A 25,803-nucleotide genomic window follows, 5' to 3' on the forward strand; every position below is an offset into this window, starting at 1 on the left:
CGTGCTCATGGCCTGCGTGCTCATGGCCTGCGTGCTCATGGCCTGCGTGCTCAAAGCCTGCGTGGCCGACGCCTGCGCGCTCGCGGCTCGTGCGCTCACACCTTCACCAGCCCCTGCTGTACGGCGCCGCCCAGCGCCAGGTACACGTCCTCCAGGCTGGGCGTGGCGAGCGTGAAGTCGTCCAGGGCGGCGAAGGCGGCCCCGCCGGTGACGGTGGCGACCACCGCACGGGCCTCCTCGGGTGCCAGCCGAAGGGTCCAGCGGCGGCCGGACTCCACGGCGCGGTCGCGCAGCGCGGCCACCTCGGGCACGTGCAGCGGTGCCGTCTCGCGCCACACCAGCTCGACCCGCACCTCGCCGGCGACCTGCTCCTTGAGCCCGGACGGGGTGTCGCAGGCGATCACCCGGCCCCGGTCGAGGACGGCGACCCGGTCCAGGACGGTCTCGGCCTCGATGACGTTGTGGGTGACGAGCAGCACGGTCGTACCGCGCTCGGCGCGCCGCCGGTCGACGGCGGACCACACCGCCCGCCGCGCCACGGGATCCATCCCGGTGGTGGGCTCGTCGAGCACGAGCAGCGGCCGCTCCCCCACCAGCGCGGCGGCGAAGCAGGCCAGGCGCCGCTGGCCGCCGGACAGCTTCTTCAGCGGGCGCCCGGCGAGCGGTGCGAGGCCGAGCTCGTCGAGGACGGCGTCCCGCTCGGCCCGCGCCTGGCGTGCCTCCAGGCCGCGCAGCCGTCCGGTGGTCTCGGCGGCGAGGGACACGGTCAGCTCGTCGAGGGCGGTGGACTCCTGCCCGAGGTAGGCGAGGATCCGCGAGGCCCGCTCGGGGTGGCGCACGATGTCGTGCCCAAGGATCTCCACACTGCCGCTGTCGGGCCGCATCAGCCCGGTGAGCTGCCGTACGAGGGTGGACTTGCCGGCCCCGTTCGGCCCGAGCAGCCCGAAGATCTCGCCCTGCCGGATGTCCAGCCGTACGTCGTCGGTGGCCCGGACCTCGGGCGTCGCGGGTACGCCGCGCCGCCCGCGGACCGCCGGATAGGTCTTGGTCAGCCCGCGCACCGCACACACGACGTCGCCACCGTGCCGAAGTGCCTGTGCCGCGCGCGTACTCACAAGGGACGAGACTACGGGGTCGGGAACCCCGGCCCGCTCCCGGGTCGGCCCATAACGGGAAATCCGCCGGTAAAGATCTCCACCGCCGACTGGCACAGCGACGGTCAGCGGGGCCAGCCACCAGCCACCAGCCACCAGCCACCAGCCACCAGCCACCAGCCCGACGATCACAGCCACACCCAGCGGCCCAGCCACCAGCCCGACACCAAGGCCACACCCGACGGGCTCAATCACCGGCAGGCGCGTGCTCGACCCCCGTCCGCACACCGATCTCCCGCCAGAACCCGGCCCGGATCGCGTACCGGTCCCGCTCGTCGATCTGGTCGTCCTTGTGGGCGAGCAGTCCGAAACGGGCCGCGTAGCGCAGCAGTTCGCCGTCGATGCGGTGCGGGATGCGCGGGTACATGCCGGACAGCTTCTGCAGGTGGCTCTGGTCGCCGAGCCGCTCCACCCAGCGGCGCGCGAAGACCTGCCCCACCTCGTACGGATCGCCGCCGACGGTCGTGATGTCCTCCTCGCGGTCGGCCCACCGCTGCTCGGCGGTGGTCAGCTGCGCGAGCGTCGGCATGGAGGCGGCCTCGGGGGGCTCGGCGACGGGCCGGTCGACCCAGCCTTTGTCGGAGGACCAGCGCAGGGTGGCGGTGGTGGGGTGCTGGGCGGGCTGCGTGCTGGGGGTGCGCAGGGCGGCCAGGTCCTTGGGGGTGGGGACGCCCTTGGTCGTCGGGGCCCGGTCCGCGGTGCCGTTCTGCGCGGCGGTGGCGGCCGGGTGCTGGGGCTCCGGGTCGGGGCGCTCGGTCGCCGCGGCGAGCGCGGACTCGGGCAGCGGCGCGGAGAGGATCGCGGCGATCTCGGGCCGGGGCGCGGGCGGCGGCGCGCACACCCCGGTGAGCTCCTTCGCGCGGACGGCCTTGGTGATCCACGTACGGTCCAGGACGCGTCGCTCGTCGGCCTCGGCGACCAGGTCCTCGGACTGGTTGTAGTCGCCGTCGGCGGCCTGGACGGCCCACAGGTGGACGGCGACGCCGTGCTCCTTGGCGGCCATCATGCCGGGCAGCAGATCGCCGTCGCCGGTGACGAGGACGACGTCGGAGCAGGCACGGTTGCGGGCCAGCTCGGTCAGCTCGGCGTGCATCGCCGCGTCCACGCCCTTCTGCGCCCAGCGGCCGTCACTGCGGGTCAGCGCGCCCAGCCGGACGGTGACCCGGGGCATCACGCGCAGGCGGCGGTGCTCCGGCTGCGGCACGCGGTCGGGCGCGCCGTCGAACCAGTAGATCCGCAGCAGGGGCTGCTGGGTGTCCGCCTCGGCGCGTTCCCGCAGCCCCTGGATGAGGGCGGCATGGTCGACCGTGATGCGGGACCGCGAGGGTTCCCCGGCGAGGAGACTGGCGGCGGCCCCCAGCAGATACCCGGCGTCCACCAGGACGATGCAGCGGTCCACGCGATCCACCCTCTTTCCGGGAGGTTTGCTTCGGGCTTGCTTCGAGTCTGCCCGACCGCGCGGAGGTTAACGGCCGGAACTCGATCTTCGGCGTGGCGTTTCGGAAGTTGCCTCTGCGACCAGCCCTGTCACAGACGGTAATTGTCCGACATGCGTGCGTTGTCAGACTATGTGAATCTGGTCCCGGCCCTGGCACCTAGATTCCCCCCAGGAGGCATCACCATGGCCAAGAACAAGAACCGTGACCGTAAGCAGCGACCGACCGAGCGTGGCCGGCGGGCGGACCGGAACCCCACGGCGGAGACGGAGCCCCAGCCCGACGTCGAGGCGACCCCGGGCGATGTGGCGTCCCACAAGCGGAAGCGCAGCTTCGGCCACAACTGACGTCGGCCACAACTGACATCTGCGCAACGGGTCATTGAGACCCAGCACAGGAAATGAGGGGCGCACCCGGGATCGGGTACGCCCCTCACGCGCGTCAAGAGCCGGTACGGCGCCGCACACGCGTCACAAGCTCTCCGTCAGCCCGCCAGGCACGACGGCCCGAGCAGCACCTTCAAGTCGCCGAAGAGCGCCGGGTCCGGCTTCACCCGGTGCCGGTCCAGCCGCAGCACCGTCGTCTTGGTCGGGCCCTGGAGTTTGATCCGGACCTCGCTCTCGCCCTTGTGGTGGCTGAGGACCTCGCCGAGGCGGCTGACCAAGGGCGGGGTGACCCGCGTCGCCGGGATGGTCAGCACGACGGGCGCGTTGGTGCCCGCGTTGGACAGGTCGGGGACCTGCAACTCCATCGCGACGAGCCGCGGCACGTCCTCCCGCTTGTCCAGGCGGCCCTTGACGAACACCACGGCGTCTTCGACGAGTTGGGTCGAGACGAGCTGGTAGGTCGCGGGGAAGAACATGCACTCGATGGAACCCGCGAGGTCCTCGACGGTGGCGATGGCCCAGGCGTTGCCCTGCTTGGTCATCTTGCGCTGGAGGCCGGAGATGATGCCGCCGATCGTCACGACCGCGCCGTCGCCGAAGTCGCCGCCGGTGAGCTGGGAGATGCCCGCGTCGGCCTTGTCGGACAGGATGTGCTCCAGACCGAACAGCGGGTGGTCGGAGACGTACAGACCGAGCATCTCCCGCTCCTGGGCGAGCAGATAGGTCTTGTCCCACTCCTCGGTGGAGAACTCCACGTCCAGCCCGAAGCCCGGCTCGCTGCTGGTCTCCTCGCCCATGCCGCCGAAGAGGTCGAACTGGCCTTCGGCCTCCTTGCGCTTGACCGCGACCACGTTGTCGATCATCGGTTCGTACTGCGCCATCAGGCCCTTGCGGGTGTGGCCCATCGAGTCGAAGGCGCCGGCCTTGATGAGCGATTCGGTGGTGCGCTTGTTGCAGACCACGGCCTCGACCTTGTCGAGGTAGTCGGGGAAGGAGGTGTACTTCCCCTTGGCCTTGCGGCACCTGATGATCGATTCGACGACGTTCTGACCGACGTTGCGGACGGCGGACAGGCCGAAGAGGATCACGTCGTCGCCCTGCGCGGCGAAGTTGGACTCGGACTCGTTGACGTTCGGCGGGAGCACCCGGATGCCCATGCGGCGGCACTCGTTGAGGTAGACCGCCGACTTGTCCTTGTCGTCCTTGACCGAGGTCAGCAACGCGGCCATGTACTCGGCGGGGTGGTTGGCCTTCAGGTACGCGGTCCAGTACGAGACCAGGCCGTACGCGGCGGAGTGCGCCTTGTTGAACGCGTAGCCGGCGAACGGGACCAGCACGTCCCACAGCGCCTGGATGGCCTCGTCGCTGTAGCCCTTCTTGCGGGCGCCCTCCTTGAAGAGGACGAAGTTCTTCGCCAGCTCCTCGGGCTTCTTCTTGCCCATGACGCGGCGGAGGATGTCGGCCTCGCCGAGCGAGTAGCCCGCGATGATCTGGGCGGCCTTCTGCACCTGCTCCTGGTAGACGATCAGGCCGTAGGTGACGTCCAGGACCTCCCTGAGCGGCTCCTCCAGCTCGGGGTGGATGGGCGTGATCTCCTGCTGGCCGTTCTTGCGCAGGGCGTAGTTGGTGTGGGAGTTCATGCCCATCGGGCCCGGGCGGTACAGGGCCGACACGGCGGAGATGTCTTCGAAGTTGTCCGGCTTCATCAGTCGGAGCAGGGAGCGCATGGGGCCGCCGTCGAACTGGAACACGCCGAGGGTGTCGCCGCGCTGGAGCAGCTCGAAGGTCTTCGGGTCGTCGAGCGGGAGGCTCAGGAGATCGATGTCGATCCCCTTGTTGGCCTTCACCATCTTGACGGCGTCGTCCATGATCGTCAGGTTGCGCAGGCCCAGGAAGTCCATCTTCAGCAGGCCGAGCGACTCGCAGCTCGGGTAGTCCCACTGCGTGATGGTCACGCCGTCGGTGTGCCTGACCCAGACGGGGACGTGCTCGGTGATGGTCTCGCTGGACATGATCACGCCGGCGGCGTGCACGCCCATCTGCCGCACCAGGCCCTCCACACCGCGCGCGGTGTCGATGACCTTTTTTACGTCCGGCTCGTTCTCGTACATCGACCGGACCTCGGCCGCCTCCGAGTAGCGCGGGTGCTCGGGGTCGGTGATGCCGGACAGCGGGATGCCCTTGCCGAGGACGTCGGCGGGCATCGCCTTGGTGATGCGGTCGCCCATCGCGTACGGGTAGCCCAGCACGCGCGCGGAGTCCTTGATCGCGTTCTTGGCCTTGATGGTGCCGTACGTGCCGATCATGGCGACCTTGTCGGCGCCGTACTTCTCCGTCACGTACCGGATCACCTCGACGCGCCGGCGCTCGTCGAAGTCGATGTCGACATCGGGCATCGAGACACGCTCGGGGTTGAGGAACCGCTCGAAGATCAGGCCGTGCGGGATGGGGTCGAGGTCGGTGATGCCGAGCGCGTAGGCGACGATCGAGCCGGCCGCGGAGCCTCGGCCGGGGCCCACCGCGATGCCGTTCTTCTTGGCCCACATGATGAAGTCGGCGACCACGAGGAAGTAGCCCGGGAACCCCATCTGGATGATGACGTCCATCTCGTACTCGGCCTGCTTCATGCGGTCCTCGGGGATGCCGCCCGGGAAGCGGCGCTCCATGCCGCGGCGGACCTCCTCCTGGAACCAGGTGACCTCCGTGTAGCCCTCCGGGATGTCGAACTTGGGCATGAGGTCGCGCTTCTCGAACATGCCCGTGGTGTCGACCATCTCGGCGATCAGCCGGGTGTTGGCGCAGCCCTGCTGCCAGGCGTCCGAGGAGTCGATGGCGTACATCTCCTCGGTGGACTTGAGGTAGTAGCCCGTGCCGTCGAACTTGAAGCGGTCCGGGTCGGAGAGGTTCTTGCCGGTCTGGATGCACAGCAGCGCGTCGTGCGCGCTCGCCTCGTGCGCGTACGTGTAGTGCGAGTCGTTGGTGACCAGCGGGGGGATGCCGAGCTTCTTGCCGATCTCCAGCAGGCCGTCGCGGACCCGGCGCTCGATCTCGATGCCGTGGTCCATCAGCTCCAGGAAGTAGCGGTCCTTGCCGAAGATGTCCTGGTAGTCGGCGGCCGCCTTCAGGGCCTCGTCGAAGTGGCCGAGGCGCAGCCGGGTCTGCACCTCGCCGGAGGGGCAGCCGGTGGAGGCGACGAGCCCCTCGGACCACTGGGCGATGGTCTCCTTGTCCATCCGGGGCCACTTCTGCAGCCAGCCCTCGGCGTAGGCGTCCGAGGAGAGCCGGAAGAGGTTGTGTAGGCCCGTCTTGTTGTACGCCCAGATCGTCTTGTGGGTGTAACCACCCGAACCGGAGACGTCGTCCCGCTTCTGGTGCGGCTGGCCCCAGAGGATCTTGCGCTTGTTGCGGCGCGACTCGGGGGCGACATACGCCTCGATCCCGATGATCGGGGTGATTCCGGCCTTCTTCGCGGAGTGGAAGAAGTCGTACGCCCCGTGGAGGTTGCCGTGGTCGGACATGGCGATGTGCGTCATGCCCATCTCGTTGCAGGCGTTGAACATGTCCTTCAGCCGCGCGGCACCGTCCAGCAGCGAGTACTGGGTGTGGACGTGCAGGTGCGTGAACGGCGGCTTTGACACGACTGGAGCCTCCAAGAAAAACGTACGTCGACGAGGGTCCGACGGGCTGCGGACAGTCTGGGGGACAGCGTCGAAGTCTATGCCCCGGCACTGACACTCGGGGGGCATCCCCGCGTACCTTCATGCCGGGGTCGCGGGCACTCCCGCCGACCGCCGCGCGTTAGGCAGGGGACGGACCAGCCGTCCCCAACGTATGCACCAGGAGGCACCCAGCGATGTCGGTCCCGCAGCTCAACGACGAGCACCGCGGCGAGGAGATCCTCGCCGTTTTCGACACCGCCTTCGGCGAGCTCCTGGCCGCCGACCCGGCCGCGTTCCGCGTGAAGTTCCGGAAGATGGCGGCCTCGGCGTTCGCGTTCTACCGGGGAACGGCGTGCCTCTTCTACCACGATCTGGACGCGCAGCGGCGGGGCGGCCCGTACCTGGACGAGCGCACCTCGCGCGTGTGGATCCACGGCGACCTGCACGCGGAGAACTTCGGCACGTACATGGACTCCCAGGGCCGCCTGATCTTCAACGTCAACGACTTCGACGAGGCGTACGTCGGCCCCTTCACCTGGGACCTCAAGCGCTTCGCCGCCTCGGTCGCCCTCATCGGGTACGCGAAGGCGCTCAGCGACGATCAGATCACCGAGCTGGTGCGGATCTACGCGGGCGCCTACCGGGAGCGCATCCACGCCCTGGCGACCGGCGCCAAGAGCGACGAGGTGCCGCCCTTCACGCTGGACACCGCGCAGGGTCCGCTGCTGGACGCGCTGCGTGACGCCCGCTCGCTGACCCGGTTCGGGCTGCTGGACTCGATGACGGAGATCCGCGACTTCGAGCGCCGCTTCGCGCCGGGCGGCGGCTCCATCGAGCTGGACGCGGCCACGCGCTACAAGGTGCTCGCCGCCTTCGACGGCTATCTGGAGACGCTCCCGGACAGCTCGCTGGCCCGCCCGGACTCCTACCGCGTGAAGGACGTCGTCGGCCGCCGCGGCATCGGCATCGGATCGGCCGGGCTGCCGTCGTACAACATCCTCCTGGAGGGCCACAGCGACGCCCTGGAGAACGATGTCGTGATCTACATCAAGCAGGCCCAGACCCCGGCCGTCTCCCGGCACATCACGGACCAGGCGATCCGCGACTACTTCCAGCACGAGGGGCACCGCACGGTGATCTCCCAGCGCGCCCTGCAGGCGCACGCCGACCCGTGGCTGGGCTGGACCGAGCTGGACGGCGCGGGCCAGCTGGTCGCCGAGGTCTCGCCGTACGCCGTGGATCTCGACTGGGACGACATCGACGACCCGGAGGAGATCGCGCAGGTCGTCGCCGACCTCGGCCGGGCCACGGCCACGATGCACTCGGCGGCGGACGACCAGTCCGGGGAGTCCCTGGTGCCGTTCTCCACCGAGCGGGCCATCGACGCGGCGATCGCGGCCGACGAGGACGGCTTCGCGCCCCTGCTGGTCGACTTCGCGCACAGCTACGGGGCACGCGCGCGTGCCGACCACCAGATCTTCGTGGACCTGTTCCGCAACGGCCGGATTCCGGGTCTCTAGATCCCGGCAGATACCGGTCTTGGCCCGCCCGGTCTCTCACAGGCACCCTTTAGGGGTCCCTTACAGCCCTCCGTGACAGACTCTTCTCCGCCATGGACATATCCGGAACCCAGCTCAGAGCCGTCCGCGCGGCGCTGTTCACGGCAGTGGTCGTGACGCTCAGCACCGCGTCGCACGTGCTGCTGTCCCGGGTTCCGCTGCCCTTGAACACGGTGGCCGCGGTCGCCGCCGCCGTGTTCGTCCTGACGTACGCCCTGGCGGGCCGGGAGCGGTCCTTCGGGCGGATCGCCGCCCTGCTGATCCCTCTTGAGCTCGCCGCCGACACGGTCTTCACCACCGGCCAGCACGTCTGCTACGGCCGCGCGGGCGGCCCGGTCGCCGGCCCGCTGCGCTCCGTCGGCTTCGACCTGCTGTGCGGCGACGGCAGCAGCGTGGGCGCCCCGCTGGCCCGGGCGACCGGCAGCGCAACCGGCGGCGAGCGTCTCGCGGCCCTGCTCGCCCACGCCGATCCGGCCACCGCCTGGCTGCTGCTCGGCGCGCATGTCGGCGTCGGCCTCCTGGCCGCCGCCTGGCTGCGCCGCGGCGAGCGGGCGCTGGCCCAGCTGCTGCGGGCGCTGGCGGCGACAGCTTCGACTGCGGTCCGGCCGCTGCTGCTCGCGGCCGCCGCGGCGGTGACGGTACGGCGGGCTCCGGCGGTGCACCGCCCGTCCCCGCGCCCCGTCCGCCGTACGGCTCTCGCCCGCGACCTGCTCCTCGCGCACTCCCTGGGACGGCGTGGACCGCCCCGCTCGGTCGCCTTCGCGTGACGCGGCACCACCGCCTCGCGTGAACCCCCTGAGCACCAGCAGTCCCCTCTACGTATCCCGCACACGAGGTGTGTGCGTCCCCCAGGAGATCACCCATGAGCAAGCGGAACAGTCAGGCGGCGAAGATGGCGGCCCGCGAGCGGCTGCGCGCCGAGCGCGAGCGCGAGGCCAGGCGCGCGAAGGTCAAGCGGCAGATCATCGTCGCCTGCTCCATCATCGGTGTCCTGGCGATAGCCGGCGGCATCAGCTACGCCGTCGTCCAGGGCAACAAGCCCGGCTACTGGGAGGCGGCCAAGGACGACAAGCTCGTCAAGCCGGCCAACACCTCCGGTGAGAACGGCACGACCGTCGTCATCGGCAAGTCCGGCGCGAAGAAGACGCTGGAGCTGTACGAGGACCCGCGCTGCCCGATCTGTGCCCAGTTCGAGCAGGGCGTCGGCAAGACCGTCGAGAAGGACGTCGAGGACGGCAAGTACAAGGTCCAGTTCATCGGGGCCACGTTCATCGACGACTCGACCAACGGAGAAGGCTCCAAGAACGCCCTGAGCGCCCTCGGGGCCGCGCTCGACGTCAGCCCCGAGGCGTTCCTGCAGTACAAGTCCGCGCTGTACTCGGCGCAGTGGCACCCCGAGGAGTCGGACGACAAGTTCAAGGACGACGCCTACCTGATCAAGGTGGCGGACACCGTTCCCGCCCTGAAGAACAACAAGCAGTTCCAGACGGCGGTCAAGGACGGCACCTACGACAAGTGGGCGCTGGAGATGTCCCAGAAGTTCGACGACAGCGGAGTGAAGGGCACCCCGACCCTGAAGATGGACGGCAAGACCCTCACCACCTCCGCCGGCAACCCGCCGATGACGGCCGGGGAGTTCACCACGGTGATCGACGCGGCGCTCAAGGGCTGAGCAGGCGCACCGTCAACCCCTGAGCGAAGAGCGGGCGAACTTTGGCGAGTTCGCCCGCTCTCGCTTGTACCGATCAGTAACCTGATCGGCCGTGACCAGTCGACACAGATCATTCGAGAGCACCGACTCCGCCAACACCCTTGCCCCGCGCCGCCGTACGGTCGTCAAGGCCGCGGCCGCCACCGCGGTTCTGGCCGGCCCGCTCGCCGCCGCCCTCCCTGCCCGTGCCGCCGCCCAGAGCCCCGCCTTCCTGCACGGCGTGGCCTCCGGCGACCCGCTGCCCGACGGCGTCCTGCTGTGGACCCGCGTGACGCCCATCCCGGAGGCGATCCCAGGCTCGGGGCTCGGCCCGGACACCGAGGTCAGCTGGGTCGTCGCCAAGGACAAGGCGTTCACGACCGTCGTCGCCAAGGGCTCCACCGTCGCCACCGCCGCCTCCGACCACACCGTCAAGGCGGACATCCGTGGCCTGGAACCGGCCACCGACTACTGGTTCCGCTTCTTTGCCGGGGGCACCGACTCCCCCGTCGCCCGCACCCGCACCGCCCCGGCGGCCGACGCGGCCGTCACGAACCTCCGCTTCGGCGTGGTGTCCTGCGCCAACTGGGAAGCCGGCTACTTCTCCTCCTACCGCCATCTCGCGGCCCGCGGCGACCTGGACGCCTGGCTGCACCTGGGCGACTACATCTACGAGTACGGCACCGGCCAGTACGGCACGCGCGGCACCGTCGTACGCCCGCACGCGCCCGCCCACGAGATCCTCTCGCTCGCCGACTACCGCCTGCGGCACGCCACTTACAAGACGGACCCCGACCTGCAGGCCCTGCACGCGACGGCACCCGTCATCGCGATCTGGGACGACCACGAACTCGCCAACGACGCCTGGTCGGGCGGCGCCGAGAACCACACCGAGGGCGCGGAGGGCGCCTGGGCCGCGCGGCGGGCCGCCGCCAAGCAGGCCTACTTCGAGTGGATGCCGGTCCGTCCGGCGGTCGCGGGCACCACGTACCGCCGGCTGCGCTTCGGCAAGCTCGCCGACCTCTCGCTGCTCGACCTGCGCTCCTTCCGCTCGCAGCAGGTGACCGTGGGCGACGGCGAGGTGGACGACCCGGACCGCACGCTCACCGGCCGCGCCCAGCTCGACTGGCTCAAGGCGGGCCTGAAGGCGTCCGACACCACCTGGCGGCTCGTCGGCAACTCGGTGATGATCTCCCCCTTCGCGATCGGCTCGCTCTCCGCCGACCTGCTCAAGCCGCTCGCCAAGCTGCTCGGGCTGCCGCAGGAGGGCCTGGCCCTCAACACCGACCAGTGGGACGGCTACACCGACGACCGCCGGGAACTGCTCGCCCACCTGCGCGCGAACGCCATCCGCAACACGGTCTTCCTCACCGGTGACATCCACATGGCGTGGGCCAACGACGTGCCGGTGGACGCCGGGACGTACCCGCTGTCCGCCTCGGCCGCCACGGAGTTCGTCGTCACCTCGGTCACCTCCGACAACCTCGACGACATGGCCAAGGCCCCCGAGGGCACGATCTCCGCCGTCGCCGCGCCGCTGATCCGCGCCGCCAACCGGCACGTCCACTGGGTGGACACCGACCGGCACGGCTACGGCGTCCTGGACATCACCGCCGAGCGCGCGCAGATGGACTACTACGTGCTGTCCGACCGCACCAGGCGCGACACCACCTCGACGTGGGCCCGTTCGTACCGCACCCGCAGCGGCACGCAGAAGGTCGAGCGCGCCTACGACCCCGTGTAGCGGTCGCTACAGGCTCTGCAGGCTGTCGAGGAAGCCGAGCGCCACCCGCCAGGTGGCCTCGGCGGCCTCCTCGTCGTAGTCCGGCAGGCCGGGGTCGGTGTAGAGGTGACCGGCCCCGGCGTATCTGTAGATCTCCACGTCGGCGCCGATCCGGCCCATCCGCAGATACCAGGCGCTGAGCCAGTCGTCCGTCTCGAACGGGTCCGGCTCGGCCACGTGCAGCTGCACCGGCAGGTCGTCCACCTTCGCGTTCGGCGCGATGTCCGAGGTGCCGTGCAGGAGCAGCAGCCCGCGCGCCTTGTCGTCGCCGAGGGCCAGGGTCTGCGCGATGGAGGCGCCGAGCGAGAACCCGGCGTACACCAGCCCCCGCTCGGAATAGGGCGCGGCGGCGAGCACCGCCCGCTTCAGCAGGTCGTCCTTGCCGATCTCGTCCTGGTACGCCATGCCCTCCTCGACCGTCTCGAACGTCCGCCCGTCGAAGAGGTCGGGCGTCCACACCTCGTGTCCGGCCGCCCGCAGCCGGTCCGCGGCCTGGCGCACCGCGGGCCTGAGGCCATGGGTCGAGTGAAAGAGCATGATGTTCATGAGGCCATGGTGCCAGCCGGGTATGACAACGCGGGATCGTGGCAGTACCCGCGACGGCCACGAAGTCACATGTTCATGCCCGCCCGGAGCCGGTTAGGTTCGGAGGCATGGAAAACCTGCTGCGACCGCTGATCGTGGTCGGTGGCTCGGTCGTGCTCACGCTGGTGATCGGCTGGGCCACCGACCTGCTGCTGCGCAAGGCGGACGAACGGCACCACGAGACCCCGATGTGGGGTCTGCTGCGCCGTGGCCGCATCCCGTACCAGCTCGTTCTGTGCGCGGCCCTGCTGAGAGGGTCGTTCGACGAGGCCCAGCTGCTGCCGGACCACCGGGCCGTCATCAGCCGGACGCTGACGCTGGTGCTGATCGGATCGACCGCCTGGCTGGTGATCCGTATCGCGGCGGCGATAGTGGAGACGTCGTACACCCGGTACGCCAGCGCCCGCTCCCACCGCGACCCGGCCCGGGTCCGGCGGGTGCGCACCCAGGTGACGCTGATCAGGCGGGTCGTCTCCGCGATCGTCGGGGTGGTCGCCGTGGCGGCGATGCTGCTGACGTTCCCGACGTTCCGCGCGGCGGGCGCCTCACTGCTGGCCTCGGCGGGCATCCTCGGCATCGTCGCCGGTGTGGCCGCCCAGTCCACGCTCAGCAACATGTTCGCGGGGCTGCAGATCGCCTTCGGCGACATGGTGCGCATAGGGGACACGGTCGTGGTGGACGGCGAGTGGGGCACGGTCGAGGAGATAACGCTGACGTTCCTGACCGTGCGCACCTGGGACGAGCGCCGCATCACGATGCCGGTGTCGTACTTCACGTCCAAGCCGTTCGAGAACTGGTCGCGCGGCACGCCGCAGATGACCGGCGTCGTCTTCTGGCACCTCGACCACACGGCCCCGCTGGACGCGATGCGCGAGAAGCTCCGCGACCTGCTGCGCGACTGTCCGGCCTGGGACGGACGCGCCTACGGCCTGGACGTCACGGACACCACCCCGAACACCATGCAGGTGCGGGGCCTGGTGACGGCCAAGGACGCGGACGACCTGTGGACGGTACGGGTCGCGGTCCGGGAGCGGATGATCCGCTGGCTGGCCGACGAGCACCCGTACGCCCTGCCCCGGGTCAACACCGCCGACGCGGTGCTGCCGCCGGGCCGCAACGGCCACCGCGCGTCGCCGGACGGCGTGCCCGTCCAGCGCCGCTACCACGGGTCGCCGCGGACGGAGCGCTGACGGCCGGTCAGGGTCCGCGCCGCGGCCGCCGGGGCGCAAGACCGCCGACACCTTGTCAGTGGCCGCGCTCGGCGCCGCCGTTGACCTGGATGATCTGCGAGGTGATGTGCCCGGCGGCGTGGGAGGCGAGCCAGTGCAGGGTCGTGGCGACGTCGCCGGGCGTCCCGGCCCGCCCCGTCGAGGTCTCGGCGATGAGCCGGGCCCGCCGCTCCTCGTCCATCGCGTCCCCGAAGAACTCGGTGTCCTCGATGTAGCCGGGCGCCACCACGTTCACGGTGATGCCGCGCGGCCCCAACTGCCGGGCCAGATCATGGGCGTACGGATGCAGCGCGGCCTTGGACCCCGCGTACGCCCCGCTCCCCGACCCCCGGTACGCGGCGATGGAGCTGAGGAACAGCACTCGCCCGCCGGGGTCGGCGAGCCGGTCCTTCAGCGCCTCGGTGAGCAGCACGGCGGTCAGGGTGTTGAGCCCGAAGTTGAGGGCCCAGTTGTGCAGGACGACGTCGAGCGGCTCGTCGCTGTCCACCCTCGGCTCCTGGTACCCGGCGCCTCCGGCGCTGTGGATCAGTACGTCCACGGTGCCGAACTCGGCCGCCACGAACCGCTCCACCCCGCGCACGCTGCGCGGTTTGCTGAGGTCCGCGGCGTAGGTGAGCGCCCCGGGCACTCCGGCCTGCTCCAGCACCTCGGCCCGCCGCCCGAGCAGCAGCACCCGATCCCCGTCCGCGGCGAACGCCTGCGCCGCCGCAAGTCCGATCCCCGTACCGCCACCACTGATCACGACGTTGCGAGTCATGATCAAACCCTACGACCGGAATGCCGCCGACGACGATCAGCCCTCACGGGATACAGCAATGTCTCGGCCAAGTAGCACGGCGGCGCGCGGGCGGGAAACCCCACAGCGAGAAAACCCAACTGCGAGCAACCCTCACCAAGAGAAAGCCGAAACTCACCGCAAACTACGCACATCAAGATGCCGCAACACCCGATCCACCACCTCAGGATCGGCCCCGGGCTCGTTCCGCGCCGCCAGCACCTCATGCCGGGCAGCGCTCAGCATCTCCCCCTGAATCCGCCGCACCCGCTTCAACCGCCGCGCCCGCTGCCGAGACGCCTCCCGCCGCTCCTCGTCCGCCAGGTCGGGACTGATCCGCAGCCCGATGTCGAAGGCCCTCCGCAGCATCTGCTCGGACAACTCCTCCGGCAGCTCCTCCACGGCCTCGATCTCCTTCAGCCGCCGCTTCGCCGCCTTGGCCGCCCGCACCGCCAGCTGCTTCTCGAACTCCTTCTCCCGCTCCGTGTCGGCCCGCACCCCCAGCCGCCGAACCAGCCACGGCAACGTCAGCCCCTGCACCACCAGCGTCGCCATGATCACCCCGAAGGCGATGAAGATGATCTCGTCCCGGCTGGGGAAGGCGCCCCCGTCGTCCGTCTCCAGCGGGATCGCCAGCGCCAGCGCCACCGAGGCCACCCCCCGCATCCCGGCCCACCACATGACCACGGTCTCGCGCCGGCTCATCGGGATGTCCTCGTCGTGGTCCCGCCGCGCGTGCAGCCGCTGGGTCAGCCAGGTCGCCGGCAGCAGCCACAGCAGCCGTACCAGAACGACCACGCCCGCGATCGCCGCCGCCCACCCGAGCAGCTCACCCCACCGGCCGGACGCGGTGTGGATCGCGTTGTGCAGTTCCAGCCCGATCAGCCCGAACGCGACACCGGTGATGAGGGTGTCGGCGATGTCCCAGAAGGTGTGCCCGGCGAGCCGCGTCATGACGTCGTCGGCGTCGGTCGCGTAGTCGGTGAGGAACAGCGCGGTGGTGAGCACCGCGAGCACGCCCGAGCCGTGCAGCTCCTCCGCCAGCACGTAGGAGGCGTACGGCACCAGCAGGGTCAGCCCGATCTGCAGGGTCGCGTCGCCGAGCAGGTCCATCAGCTTGTTGGCGCCCCAGCCCAGCGCGAGCCCGACCACCACCGCCACCACGGCCGACAGCACCAGGTCCAGCCCGGCCCGCCAGGGCGAGAACGTCCCGCTGACCGCGGCGGCGATCGCCACGTGGTACAGGACGATGGCCGTCACGTCGTTGAACAGCCCTTCGCCCTCCAGGATCGACACCAGGCGGCGCGGCAGCCCCAGCTGCCCGGCGACGGCGGTCGCGGCGACGGGGTCGGGCGGCGCGACCAGCGCGCCGAGCGCGAAGGCGGCCGCGACCGGCAGCCCGGGCACGATCGCGTTGGCCACGGTGGCCACGCACAGCATGGTGACGAACACGAGCGCCACGGCCAGCAGGAAGATCGGCCGCTTGTTCGCCGCGAACTGCCGCCACGAGGTGCGCCGCACCGCCGCGTACAGCAGGGGCGGCAGCAGCAGCGGCAGGATCAGGTCCGGCGGAATGTCGACGTTCGGTACGAAGTCGGGGAGCGCGAGAACGATCCCGAGGAGCGTCATCAGCACCGGCGCCGGCAGCCCGAGCCGGTCCCCCACCGGGACACTCACCAGGGCCCCGAGCAACAGCACGAACAACAGGGCCAACTGATCCACGGTCAGCGCTCCGGGAGGTCAGGTGTGCACAGAACAGACCTCAAGCCTGCCACGCCGCCTCTTTCACAGCCGTCCCGGTACCCTCAGCGCTCTTCGCCGCCTTCGCGGCGGGTCACAGCGAACGCCGCATCGCCCGGTGCGGAATGCCCGCCTCCAGGTACTCCGGCCCGTACGCCTGGTACCCGAGCCGCTCGTAGAACCCGAGCGCGTGCGTCTGCGCGTGCAGGTCCACGGCCGTGAGCCCACGCGCGCGTGCCGCGTCCTCGATGGCCCGCACCAGCGCGGCCCCGACCCTGAGCCCCCGCGCGTTCTTCGTCACGGCGAGCCGCCCGAGGGACCCGACGGACCGGTCGCCGCCGGTCTGCGCGGCCGCCGCCTCCCCGAACAGCAGCCGCCCGGTCCCGAGCGCCGCCCCGTCGTCCTCCCGGACCGCCAGCACGTGCACGGCGCCGGCGTCGTACGCGTCGTACTCGATGTCCTCGGGCACCCCCTGCTCCCCGACGAAGACCTCCTTGCGCACCGCGAAGCACGCCTCACGGTCGGCGGGGTCCTCGGCGACACGCACGACGTACGAGGACGACGGCGGCAGGCTCATGCGTACGTCTCCTCCCGGACCTGGTCGAGGGCCTTCTGCAGGTCCTCCGGGTAGTCGCACGCGAACTCCGCCCACTCGCCGCTGCCGGGGTGCCCGAAGCCGAGCCGTACGGCGTGCAGCCACTGGCGGGTCAGGCCGAGGCGCTTGGCGAGCGTCGGGTCGGCGCCGTACGTCAGGTCGCCGACGCAGGGATGCCGGTGGGCGGCCATATGGACACGGATCTGGTGGGTGCGGCCGGTCTCCAGCTTCACGTCGAGCAGGGAGGCCGCGCGGAACGCCTCGATGAGGTCGTAGTGCGTGACGGAGGGCTTGCCGTCGGCGGTGACCGCCCACTTGTAGTCATGGTTCGGGTGTCGGCCGATGGGCGCGTCGATGGTGCCGCTGGTCGGGTCCGGGTGGCCCTGGACGAGCGTGTGGTAGCGCTTGTCGACCGTGCGCTCCTTGAACTGCCGCTTCAGCGACGTGTACGCGTACTCCGACTTGGCCACCACCATCAGCCCGGACGTGCCCACGTCGAGCCGGTGCACGATGCCCTGCCGCTCGGCGGCGCCGGAGGTGGAGATCCGGTACCCGGCGGCGGCGAGCCCGCCGATCACGGTCGGGCCGGTCCAGCCCGGCGACGGATGCGCGGCCACCCCGACCGGCTTGACGATCACGACCACGTCCTCGTCGTCGTGCACGATCTCCATGCCCTCGACCGGCTCGGCGACCACCTGCACCGGAGCGGGCGCCTGCGGCATCTCGACCTCCAGCCAGGCGCCACCGTGCACGCGCTCCGACTTGCCGACCACCGACCCGTCGACCGTGACCTTCCCCGCGGCGGCGAGCTCGGCCGCTTTCGTCCGGGAGAAGCCGAACATGCGGGAGATGGCGGCGTCGACGCGCTCGCCCTCCAGGCCGTCGGGCACGGGCAGGGTACGGATCTCGGGAATCGTGCTCACCCGTCGAGTATGCCGGACGGGTCCGACAGCCCCGTACGAGAGCCTGTGATCAGCCCTCGGGGCTCAGTCCTTGTGGACGGTCCCGTCCGGATCGAGCCCCTTGAACGACAGCAGCACGATCAGGATGCCGCCGCACACGATCGCCGAGTCGGCCAGGTTGAAGACGGCGAAGTACTTGGGCGCGATGAAGTCGACGACCGCGCCCTCGAAGACACCCGGCGAACGGAAGATCCGGTCGGTCAGATTTCCGAGCGCACCACCCAGCAACAGCCCGAGCGCGATCGCCCAGGGCAGGCTGTAGAGCTTGCGGGCGAGCCGGACGATCACCACGATCACCGCCGCCGCGATCACGGTGAAGATCACGGTGAAGGCCTCGCCGAAACCGAAGGCCGCGCCCGCGTTGCGGATCGCCTCGAACTTCAGCCAGTCCCCGATGACCTCGATGGGCGGATGGTGCTCCAGCTTCTCGACCACGATCATCTTGCTGATCAGGTCGAGCGCGTACGCGAAGGCGGCGACGGCGAACAGCACGGCGATACGGCGCTTGCCCCGGGGCCGCTGCGCAGCACCGCCCGGCTCGTCCGCGCGGGAGGACTCAGCCGACTCTGCCGCCTCATCGGCGCCGGACCCGCCGACCGGGGCCTGTGCCTGCCCGGCGTCGGACCGCTCACCCGACGCCGCGTTCTCGCGGGGCTGCTCCTGCTCGGCCCGTGCCGCGTCCGGGGTGTCCGGCGTACCGATGATGCGCTCCGCCTCTGCCACGTGAGTCCCTCAACCTAGGTGCCTGACTGAGGACGAGGGTACGGCACGCCCTGTGCTGCGTACGTGCTCAGGAGGCTTACGGCGGCTGATCAGTACCGGCGCTCCTGCTTCTGCTTGCACTCCACGCACAGGGTGGCCCGCGGGAAGGCCTGCATGCGGGCCTTGCCGATGGGGTTGCCGCAGTTCTCGCACAGGCCGTAGGTGCCGGCGTCGAGGCGTTCCAGGGCGCGTTCGATCTGGGTGAGCATCTCGCGCGCGTTGGCGGCGAGCGCCAGCTCGTGCTCACGCGTGATGTTCTTGGTGCCGGTGTCCGCCTGGTCGTCGCCCGCGCCGTCCCCCGAGTCCCGCATCAGGCCGGCGAGCGACCGCTCCGACGACGTGATCTCCTCACGCAGCCGTGCCTCCTCGGACAGCAGCTCGGAACGCGCCTCCTCGACCTCTTCCGGGGTCCAGGGGTCCTCGCCCGGGCGTACCGCGAGCTCGCCCGGCTCCGCCGCGGCGACCCGTGCCTTCGGAACGGCGGTCTTCGCCGCCGTGGCCGTGCCAGGAGTCTTCTTCGCAACCACCGTCGTCGCTCCCGTCTGCGGCGCGGCCCCGGCCGCGCCCGCCTTCTTGGCCGAACTGCTCTCGGCCGTGTCCTCTGTGACCGCGCTGGTCCTGGTGGTGCTCTTCCCGACCGCGCTCTTCTTCCCGGCGCCCTCCCGGACACCACCCTCAACCGCGGCGGCCTCCTCCGCCACTTCCCCGACCACCCCTTGGGCGGCCGACACACTTGAGACCGCCTTCCTTGCGGCGGCTTTCTTGGCGGCTGCCTTCTTGGAGGCTGCCATGTCGGTGGCCGCCTTCTTGGTGACCGCGTCCTTGGTGACCGCGCCCTTGGTGGCCGCCTTCTTCGTGACCGGCTTCTTGGTGACCGGCTTCTTGGTGACCGCCTTCGTGGTGGCCGCCTTCTCGGTAACCGCCTTCTTGGTGGCCGGCTTCTCGGTGACCGGCTTCTCGGTGACCGGCTTCTCGGTGACCGCCTCCGTGGTGGCCGCCTCCGTGGCGGTCGTCGGCTTGGCGGTCCCCTTCTTGGCCGCCACCTCCGTAGCCACCGCTTTCCCGGCGCTCCCCTTCTTGGCCGCCGCCTTGGCAGCCACGGCCTTCGTGGCGGTCGCCGTTTTGGGAGACGCCGTCGTCTTGGCGGCCGACGTCTTGGCGGCCGTCTTCTTCTTGCGCGCCGCCTTCCCCGCTGCCGCCTCCGTGGCGGTCGTCGGCTTGGCGGTCGCCTTCTTGGCGGTCGCCGCCTCCTCAGCCACCACCTTCACGGCTGTCGCCTGCTCGCCGGTCGCCTTGGCAGCCGCCGCTGTCTCGGCCGCCGCTCGTCCGTCCGCGGCCTTCCTGGCCGCCGCCTCCGTAGCCGCCGCCTTCTCGGCCGCCGCCTCCTCCCCCGCCGCCTTCTTGGCCGCCGTGCTGCCGACAGCCGCCCCCGCGGCCTCGGCCTCCTTGGCTACCGCCTGCTTTCCCGCCGGCCTGGCGCCCGACGCCCTGGCGCCCGTCGCTTTCCCAGCCGACGTCTTTCTGGCCCGGCCCTCCTTGGCCGCCGCTCCACTGCCCGCCGGCTTCTCGGCCGACGCCCTCTGGGCTGCGGTTCCCCCGGCGCTGGCGCCGCCCTGCCTGACCGCTGCCTTCTTGACCACCGCCTTCTTGGCCACAGCCTTCTTGACCACCGCCTTCTTGGCCACGGTCGTCCTGCCGGCCGCCCTCGTACTCGTGGTACCGCTCCCCCCAGCCGCCGCCCCCTCCCCGGCCCCCTTGGCCCCCTTCGAGGTCGCAGCAGCACCCCGCACCGTCTTCACCGCCGCCCCCACGGCCCCCGCGGCCCGCGAAACCGCACCCCCCTGCGTCCCCTTCTTCCCACCCACGCCCTTGGCCGCACCGCCGGAGGCTTTCGCACCGCCGGAGGCCCCCGCACCGCCGGAGGCCTTGGCGCTCCCGGACCTGCCGGACGCCGACTGCTGTACGGCGGTCTTCTTCGCCACCATGGCCGCGGCCCCTTCACATATTGTGATCTTGCTCGCGAATCGTGCTGGGACGATAAATCGACTCGAGGCCCGCGGCAACGGGGCACACCGCCCGATTCGCCCGCCTCGCGCACGTCGCGCGGCCAGCATGCATCCGTTGTGCCCAGCTCCCCGCCAGGTAATCCGCCGAGCCGGACGTCCCAGGATCCGAACACGCGTACCGCGCCATTCGGGGCATGTCACGCCATACACCACCTCCCACCCCCGGTACCGGAAACACCACACCGCACCCTCGCCCCCAGCCCCCCGAAAACCGGTCGGCCGCTGTCCGCGCCGCGCCGTACACTGGGCGGAGCGAAAAGCGTGGATGGGGACGAGTAGCGACGTACGCAGCCCAGAGCGACCCGGGGACGGTGTGAGCCCGGGGGCGAGCGCGACGTGAAGATCACCCCGGAGCCGCCGGAAGAAAGCCCCGGCCGCAAGGCACAGGCGAGTAGAACCGGCATCGCGACCCCAATGAGGGGGCTCACCGGTGCGCACCAGGCACCGGAGGGCCAAGGAGGGTGGTACCGCGGGAGCGCGCCGAAGGCGGCGTAGAGAATGACGTAGCTCTCGTCCCTCCGACGGAAGGCAACACGTCCGCCGGAGGAAGATCGATGACGCAGTACCGCCAGGTGCCCGCCCAGGTCGACCTGCCCGCGCTCGAGCACGCGGTGCTCGACTTCTGGCGCGAGCAGAAGATCTTTGCCAAGAGCCTCGAGCAGTCCGAGGGCCGCCCCGAGTGGGTGTTCTACGAGGGCCCGCCCACGGCCAACGGCATGCCGGGCGCCCACCACATCGAGGCGCGCGTCTTCAAGGACGTCTTCCCCCGCTTCCGCACCATGCGCGGCTACCACGTGGCCCGCAAGGCCGGCTGGGACTGCCACGGCCTGCCCGTGGAGCTCGCGGTCGAGAAGGAGCTCGGCTTCTCCGGCAAGAAGGACATCGAGGCGTACGGCATCGCCGAGTTCAACGCCAAGTGCCGCGAGTCCGTGCTCCGCCACACCGACGCCTTCTCCGAGCTGACGACCCGCATGGGCTACTGGGTCGACCTCGACGAGGCGTACGTGACCATGGAGCCCGAGTACATCGAGTCGGTCTGGTGGTCGCTGAAGGAGATCTTCAAGAAGGACCTGTTGGTCCAGGACCACCGCGTCGCCCCCTGGTGCCCGCGCTGCGGCACCGGCCTGTCGGACCACGAGCTGGCGCAGGGCTACGAGACGGTCGTCGACCCGTCCGTGTACGTCCGTTTCCCGCTCACCTCCGGTCCGCTCGCCGGCCAGGCCGCCCTCCTGGTGTGGACGACGACCCCGTGGACCCTGGTGTCCAACACCGCCGTCGCCGCGCACCCCGAGGTCGCCTACGTCGTCGCGACGAACGGCGAGGAGCAGCTGGTCGTCGCCGAGCCGCTGGTCGCCAAGGCGCTCGGCGAGGGCTGGGAGACCACCGGCCGGACCTTCACCGGCGCCGAGATGGAGCGCTGGACGTACCAACGTCCGTTCGAACTCGTGGAGTTCCCGGAGACCGAGGGCGGCACGCACTTCGTCGTCAACGCCGGGTACGTCACGACCGAGGACGGTACGGGTCTGGTCCACCAGTCCCCCGCCTTCGGTGAGGACGACCTGAAGGTCTGCCGCGCCTACGGTCTGCCGGTGGTGAACCCGGTCCGCCCGGACGGCACCTTCGAGGAGGACGTCCCCCTCGTCGGCGGCGTCTTCTTCAAGAAGGCGGACGAAAATCTCACCGAGGACCTCCAGCAGCGCGGTCTGCTCTTCAAGCACATCCCGTACGAGCACAGCTACCCGCACTGCTGGCGCTGCCACACCGCGCTCCTCTACTACGCGCAGCCGTCCTGGTACATCCGCACGACGGCCATCAAGGACCGCCTCATCGAGGAGAACGAGAAGACCAACTGGTTCCCCGAGACGGTCAAGCACGGCCGGTACGGCGACTGGCTGAACAACAACATCGACTGGGCGCTGTCCCGCAACCGCTACTGGGGCACGCCGCTGCCGATCTGGCGCTGCGAGGACGACCACCTCACGTGCGTCGGCTCCCTCACCGAGCTCACCGAGCTCACCGGCACCGACCAGTCGGGCCTCGACCCGCACCGCCCGTACATCGATGAGGTCACCTTCGCCTGCCCCCAGTGCCAGAAGACGGCCACGCGCGTGCCGGAGGTCATCGACGCCTGGTACGACTCGGGCTCGATGCCGTTCGCACAGTGGGGCTACCCGTACAAGAACAAGGAGCTGTTCGAGTCCCGCTACCCCGCGCAGTTCATCAGCGAGGCCATCGACCAGACCCGCGGCTGGTTCTACACGCTGATGGCGGTCGGCACACTCGTCTTCGACAAGTCGTCGTACGAGAACGTGGTCTGCCTCGGTCACATCCTGGCCGAGGACGGCCGGAAGATGTCCAAGCACCTGGGCAACATCCTCCAGCCGATCCCGCTCATGGACCAGCACGGCGCCGACGCGGTCCGCTGGTTCATGGCGGCCGGCGGCTCCCCGTGGGCGGCCCGCCGCGTCGGCCACACCACGATCCAGGAGGTGGTGCGCAAGACCCTGCTCACCTACTGGAACACGGTCGCCTTCCAGGCCCTGTACGCCCGTACGTCGGGCTGGGCGCCGAGCGAGGCCGACCCGGCTCCGGCCGACCGCCCCCTCCTGGACCGCTGGCTGCTGTCCGAACTGCACGCGCTGACCGACCAGGTGACCCAGTCCCTGGAGGCGTACGACACCCAGCGCGCCGGCAAGCTGCTGTCCGCCTTCGTCGACGACCTGAGCAACTGGTACGTACGCCGGTCCCGGCGCCGCTTCTGGCAGGGCGACAAGGCCGCGCTGCGCACCCTGCACGAGGTGCTGGAGACGGTCACGAAGCTGATGGCGCCGATCACCCCGTTCATCACCGAGCGGGTCTGGCAGGACCTGATCGTGCCGGTCACCCCGGGCGCACCGGAGTCGGTGCACCTTGCCTCCTGGCCGGAGGCGGACCTGACCGCCATCGACCCGGAGCTGTCGAAGCAGATGGTCCTGGTCCGCCGCCTCGTGGAGCTGGGCCGTGCCACGCGCGCGGAGTCGGGCGTCAAGACGCGCCAGCCGCTGAGGCGCGCGCTGATCGCGGCGACGGGCTTCGAGGCCCTGCACCCCGAGCTGCACACGCAGATCACGGAGGAACTGAACGTCGAGTCCCTGGCGTCGCTGAGCGAGGTGGGCGGTTCCCTGGTGGACACCACCGCCAAAGCCAACTTCCGCGCCCTGGGCAAGCGGTTCGGCAAGCGGGTCCAGGACGTGGCCAAGGCCATCGCGAACACGGACGCCGCCGCGCTGTCCCTGGCCCTGCGCGAGGGCACGGCGTCGGTGGAGGTCGACGGCGAGACGATCACGCTGGCACCGGACGAGGTGATCATCACGGAGACCCCGCGTGAGGGCTGGTCGGTGGCCTCCGACGCGGGCGCGACGGTGGCGCTCGACCTGGAGATCACGGAGGAGCTCCGCCGGGCGGGCCTCGCCCGTGACGCGATCCGCCTGATCCAGGAGGCCCGTAAGAACAGCGGGTTGGACGTGGCCGACCGCATCACCCTGCGCTGGACCGCCACGGACCCGGCGACGGTCGCGGCCCTGACCGAGCACGCGGGCCTGATCGCCGACGAGGTCCTGGCCACGGACTTCGCCCAGGGCGAGGCGGACGACACGTACGGCGAGCCCTTCACCGACGAGGGCCTGTCCCTGACGTTCCGCCTGCGCAAGGCGTAGCCCACACACCGAAGGCCCGGTGCACACCGAAGGCCCGCTCCCGCCAAAGATCTTGGCAGGACCGGGCCTTCGGCGTTGCGTCCGCACGAACACCTGCCTCGCGGCCTCGAACAACCGCCCGAGGGCGTCACGAACGCGCGTAGCAAAGGGGCGAGGCCCCGGGTTCTGATTCCCGGGGCCTCGCCCTGAACGCTGCCGACGTCTACGCCGTACCCATGCCCATCAGGCCGTCAGTTGTCGTCCTCGTCGATGAGGAACCCCCGCATCGGAGAGGGAGCCTGCCCCATCGGCGACGGCCCCTGCGGGCGCACCGGCGCCATGGGCTGGGTCATCGCGGGAGACATCTGCTGCTGACCGCCGTAGGACGGACCGGACTGCGACGGGTTGCCGCCCATGGTCTGGTTGCCGCCGTACGACGGGGCGCTCGCGCCGGCCGGGGCCATGGAGGGCGCCGGGGACGGCGGGAGAGACGCCGTGGCCGGGGTGCGCGGCGGGGCGAGCGAGTCGTCCGCCTGGGTCTCCAGCTGACGCAGCTGCGACTCCAGGTAGGACTTCAGCCGTGTGCGGTACTCGCGCTCGAAGCCGCGCAGGTCCTCGACCTTGCGCTCCAGCGTGGCGCGGGCGGACTCCAGGGAGCCCATCGCGACGCGGTGCTTCTCCTGCGCGTCCCGCTCCAGGGCGTCCGCCTTGGCACGGGCGTCACGCTCGAGGCCCTCGGCACGCGAACGCGCCTCGCCGACGATCTTGTTGGCCTCGGAACGGGCCTCCGCGATCGCCTGGTCGGCGGTCTGCTGCGCCAGCGACAGAACACGGGCGGCGCTGTCGCCACCGGGGCCCTGCCCCATCGGACCGGGACCGCCCATGGGACCGCCCATCGGACCACCGGGGCCCATCTGCCCCTGCATCGGACCCTGGCCCATCGGACCGGGACCCTGCCCCATCGGACCGCCGGGACCCTGCGGGCCCCCCTGACCGCCGGGGCCGGCGGGCAGCTGCGGCGCACCGCTCGGCAGCTGGGGCGGACCACCCATGGGGCCACCCATCTGCTGCTGCGGCGGGCCCGATATGCCGGCGGGAACGGGGGCGCCAGGACCGCGCATGCCCTGCTGCTGAGGGTGCTGCTGGTCCTGCTGCTCCGGAGGCTTGCGCATGTTCTGCTGGTTCTGCGCGGCGGCGCGAGTGGCGGCGGCCAGCTTGGCGCGCAGGTCCTCGTTCTCACGGAGCAGGCGGGTCAGTTCGGCTTCGACCTCGTCGAGGAAGGCATCGACCTCGTCCTCGTCATAGCCTTCTCGGAGGCGGACGGTCGTGAACTGCTTGTTCCGCACGTCCTCGGGGGTCAACGGCATCTCTTCACCTCAACGTAGTCGTCGGCATTCGGCAAGACCGTAGTTCACATCGCTCACAGCCGGCTCACGATCGAGATCAGGATGTAGACGATGATCATCAGTACGAAGAAGGACAGGTCGAGCGCCACGCCCCCGAGACGCAGCGGCGGGATGACCCGCCGCAGAAGCTTGAGCGGTGGATCGGTGACAGTGTAGGTGGCCTCCAGAACGACCACCATCGCCTTGCCGGGTTGCCACGAGCGGGCGAACTGGAAGACATAGTCCATGACCAACCGGAAGATGAGCACGATGAGGAAGCACATCAGCGCGATGTAGATGACATCAAGAACCACGCTCATGACCTTGTGCTTCCCTCTCCCCAGTGCCCTGCTGTGTACTTCT

General features: G+C 70.5%; 19 protein-coding genes. 7 read left to right on the forward strand and 12 right to left on the reverse strand.

What is annotated here, in order from left to right; genetic code table 11:
• Positions 1 to 95 precede the first annotated feature (95 nt).
• Positions 96 to 1,070 (reverse strand): ABC transporter ATP-binding protein, encoded by a 975-nt coding sequence (locus ACYVMZ_RS00995; RefSeq protein WP_461076271.1) that lies wholly within the window; start codon positions 1,068 to 1,070, stop codon positions 96 to 98.
• A gap of 271 nt (positions 1,071 to 1,341) precedes the next feature.
• Entirely contained in the window at positions 1,342 to 2,553 is a 1,212-nt protein-coding gene (locus ACYVMZ_RS01000) for an NYN domain-containing protein (RefSeq protein ID WP_461074383.1), read from the reverse strand.
• A gap of 222 nt (positions 2,554 to 2,775) precedes the next feature.
• Between ACYVMZ_RS01000 and ACYVMZ_RS01005 the strand changes: the two genes are divergently transcribed.
• Positions 2,776 to 2,937, forward strand: a complete 162-nt coding sequence (locus ACYVMZ_RS01005; protein WP_461074385.1) for a hypothetical protein — start codon at positions 2,776 to 2,778, stop codon at positions 2,935 to 2,937.
• Positions 2,938 to 3,074: 137 nt separating this feature from the next.
• Here the strand turns inward: ACYVMZ_RS01005 and dnaE are convergent, their stop codons facing one another.
• The gene (dnaE, locus tag ACYVMZ_RS01010; protein ID WP_461074387.1) at positions 3,075 to 6,614 is read right to left on the reverse strand and encodes a DNA polymerase III subunit alpha; all 3,540 of its coding nucleotides are present in this window, start codon (positions 6,612 to 6,614) and stop codon (positions 3,075 to 3,077) included.
• 215 nt (positions 6,615 to 6,829) lie between these two features.
• Between dnaE and ACYVMZ_RS01015 the strand changes: the two genes are divergently transcribed.
• The 4 genes from ACYVMZ_RS01015 (at position 6,830) to ACYVMZ_RS01030 (ending at position 11,628) form a co-directional block, all read left to right on the forward strand.
• Positions 6,830 to 8,155, forward strand: a complete 1,326-nt coding sequence (locus ACYVMZ_RS01015) for a DUF2252 domain-containing protein (protein WP_461074389.1) — start codon at positions 6,830 to 6,832, stop codon at positions 8,153 to 8,155.
• A gap of 92 nt (positions 8,156 to 8,247) precedes the next feature.
• Complete coding sequence (locus ACYVMZ_RS01020; RefSeq protein ID WP_461074391.1) at positions 8,248 to 8,961, forward strand: hypothetical protein; 714 nt, start codon at positions 8,248 to 8,250, stop codon at positions 8,959 to 8,961.
• Positions 8,962 to 9,056: 95 nt separating this feature from the next.
• Positions 9,057 to 9,866: a DsbA family protein gene (locus tag ACYVMZ_RS01025; RefSeq protein WP_461074393.1), complete on the forward strand. Its 810-nt coding sequence runs from the start codon at positions 9,057 to 9,059 to the stop codon at positions 9,864 to 9,866.
• A 91-nt stretch (positions 9,867 to 9,957) separates the two neighbouring features.
• Positions 9,958 to 11,628, forward strand: a complete 1,671-nt coding sequence (locus ACYVMZ_RS01030) for an alkaline phosphatase D family protein (RefSeq protein ID WP_461074395.1) — start codon at positions 9,958 to 9,960, stop codon at positions 11,626 to 11,628.
• A gap of 6 nt (positions 11,629 to 11,634) precedes the next feature.
• Here ACYVMZ_RS01030 and ACYVMZ_RS01035 read toward each other — a convergent pair whose 3' ends face one another.
• Positions 11,635 to 12,213 (reverse strand): dienelactone hydrolase family protein, encoded by a 579-nt coding sequence (locus ACYVMZ_RS01035; protein WP_461074397.1) that lies wholly within the window; start codon positions 12,211 to 12,213, stop codon positions 11,635 to 11,637.
• A 107-nt stretch (positions 12,214 to 12,320) separates the two neighbouring features.
• Between ACYVMZ_RS01035 and ACYVMZ_RS01040 the strand changes: the two genes are divergently transcribed.
• Positions 12,321 to 13,442: a mechanosensitive ion channel family protein gene (locus ACYVMZ_RS01040; RefSeq protein ID WP_461074399.1), complete on the forward strand. Its 1,122-nt coding sequence runs from the start codon at positions 12,321 to 12,323 to the stop codon at positions 13,440 to 13,442.
• A gap of 55 nt (positions 13,443 to 13,497) precedes the next feature.
• Here ACYVMZ_RS01040 and ACYVMZ_RS01045 read toward each other — a convergent pair whose 3' ends face one another.
• From ACYVMZ_RS01045 to ACYVMZ_RS01070, 6 genes are all read right to left on the reverse strand, one after another.
• Complete coding sequence (locus ACYVMZ_RS01045) at positions 13,498 to 14,238, reverse strand: SDR family NAD(P)-dependent oxidoreductase (RefSeq protein WP_461074401.1); 741 nt, start codon at positions 14,236 to 14,238, stop codon at positions 13,498 to 13,500.
• A gap of 153 nt (positions 14,239 to 14,391) precedes the next feature.
• Entirely contained in the window at positions 14,392 to 15,978 is a 1,587-nt protein-coding gene (locus ACYVMZ_RS01050) for a Na+/H+ antiporter (protein ID WP_461074403.1), read from the reverse strand.
• Between the two features lie 112 nt (positions 15,979 to 16,090).
• Positions 16,091 to 16,573 carry a GNAT family N-acetyltransferase gene (locus ACYVMZ_RS01055; protein ID WP_461074405.1) on the reverse strand — a complete coding sequence of 161 codons (483 nt, stop codon included), beginning with the start codon at positions 16,571 to 16,573 and terminating at the stop codon, positions 16,091 to 16,093.
• The gene (locus ACYVMZ_RS01060) at positions 16,570 to 17,514 is read right to left on the reverse strand and encodes an RluA family pseudouridine synthase (RefSeq protein ID WP_461074407.1); all 945 of its coding nucleotides are present in this window, start codon (positions 17,512 to 17,514) and stop codon (positions 16,570 to 16,572) included. The genes ACYVMZ_RS01055 and ACYVMZ_RS01060 overlap by 4 nt, the downstream gene beginning before the upstream one ends.
• Positions 17,515 to 17,577: 63 nt before the next feature.
• A complete protein-coding gene (gene lspA / locus ACYVMZ_RS01065) occupies positions 17,578 to 18,276 on the reverse strand; it encodes a signal peptidase II (RefSeq protein ID WP_461074409.1) in 699 nt (232 codons plus the stop codon).
• Between the two features lie 89 nt (positions 18,277 to 18,365).
• A complete protein-coding gene (locus ACYVMZ_RS01070; protein ID WP_461074411.1) occupies positions 18,366 to 20,300 on the reverse strand; it encodes a TraR/DksA family transcriptional regulator in 1,935 nt (644 codons plus the stop codon).
• A gap of 635 nt (positions 20,301 to 20,935) precedes the next feature.
• On the opposite strand from ACYVMZ_RS01070, the gene ileS reads away from it, so the two are divergent.
• Complete coding sequence (gene ileS / locus ACYVMZ_RS01075) at positions 20,936 to 24,076, forward strand: isoleucine--tRNA ligase (protein ID WP_461074413.1); 3,141 nt, start codon at positions 20,936 to 20,938, stop codon at positions 24,074 to 24,076.
• A 230-nt stretch (positions 24,077 to 24,306) separates the two neighbouring features.
• On the opposite strand, the gene ACYVMZ_RS01080 is transcribed toward ileS, so the two are convergent.
• Together ACYVMZ_RS01080 and ACYVMZ_RS01085 are read right to left on the reverse strand one after the other, a co-directional pair.
• The gene (locus ACYVMZ_RS01080) at positions 24,307 to 25,422 is read right to left on the reverse strand and encodes a DivIVA domain-containing protein (protein WP_461074415.1); all 1,116 of its coding nucleotides are present in this window, start codon (positions 25,420 to 25,422) and stop codon (positions 24,307 to 24,309) included.
• Between the two features lie 53 nt (positions 25,423 to 25,475).
• Positions 25,476 to 25,760 (reverse strand): YggT family protein, encoded by a 285-nt coding sequence (locus ACYVMZ_RS01085; RefSeq protein ID WP_115908676.1) that lies wholly within the window; start codon positions 25,758 to 25,760, stop codon positions 25,476 to 25,478.
• Between the last annotated feature and the right edge of the window lie 43 nt (positions 25,761 to 25,803).

Source organism: Streptomyces deserti, assembly GCF_054782695.1.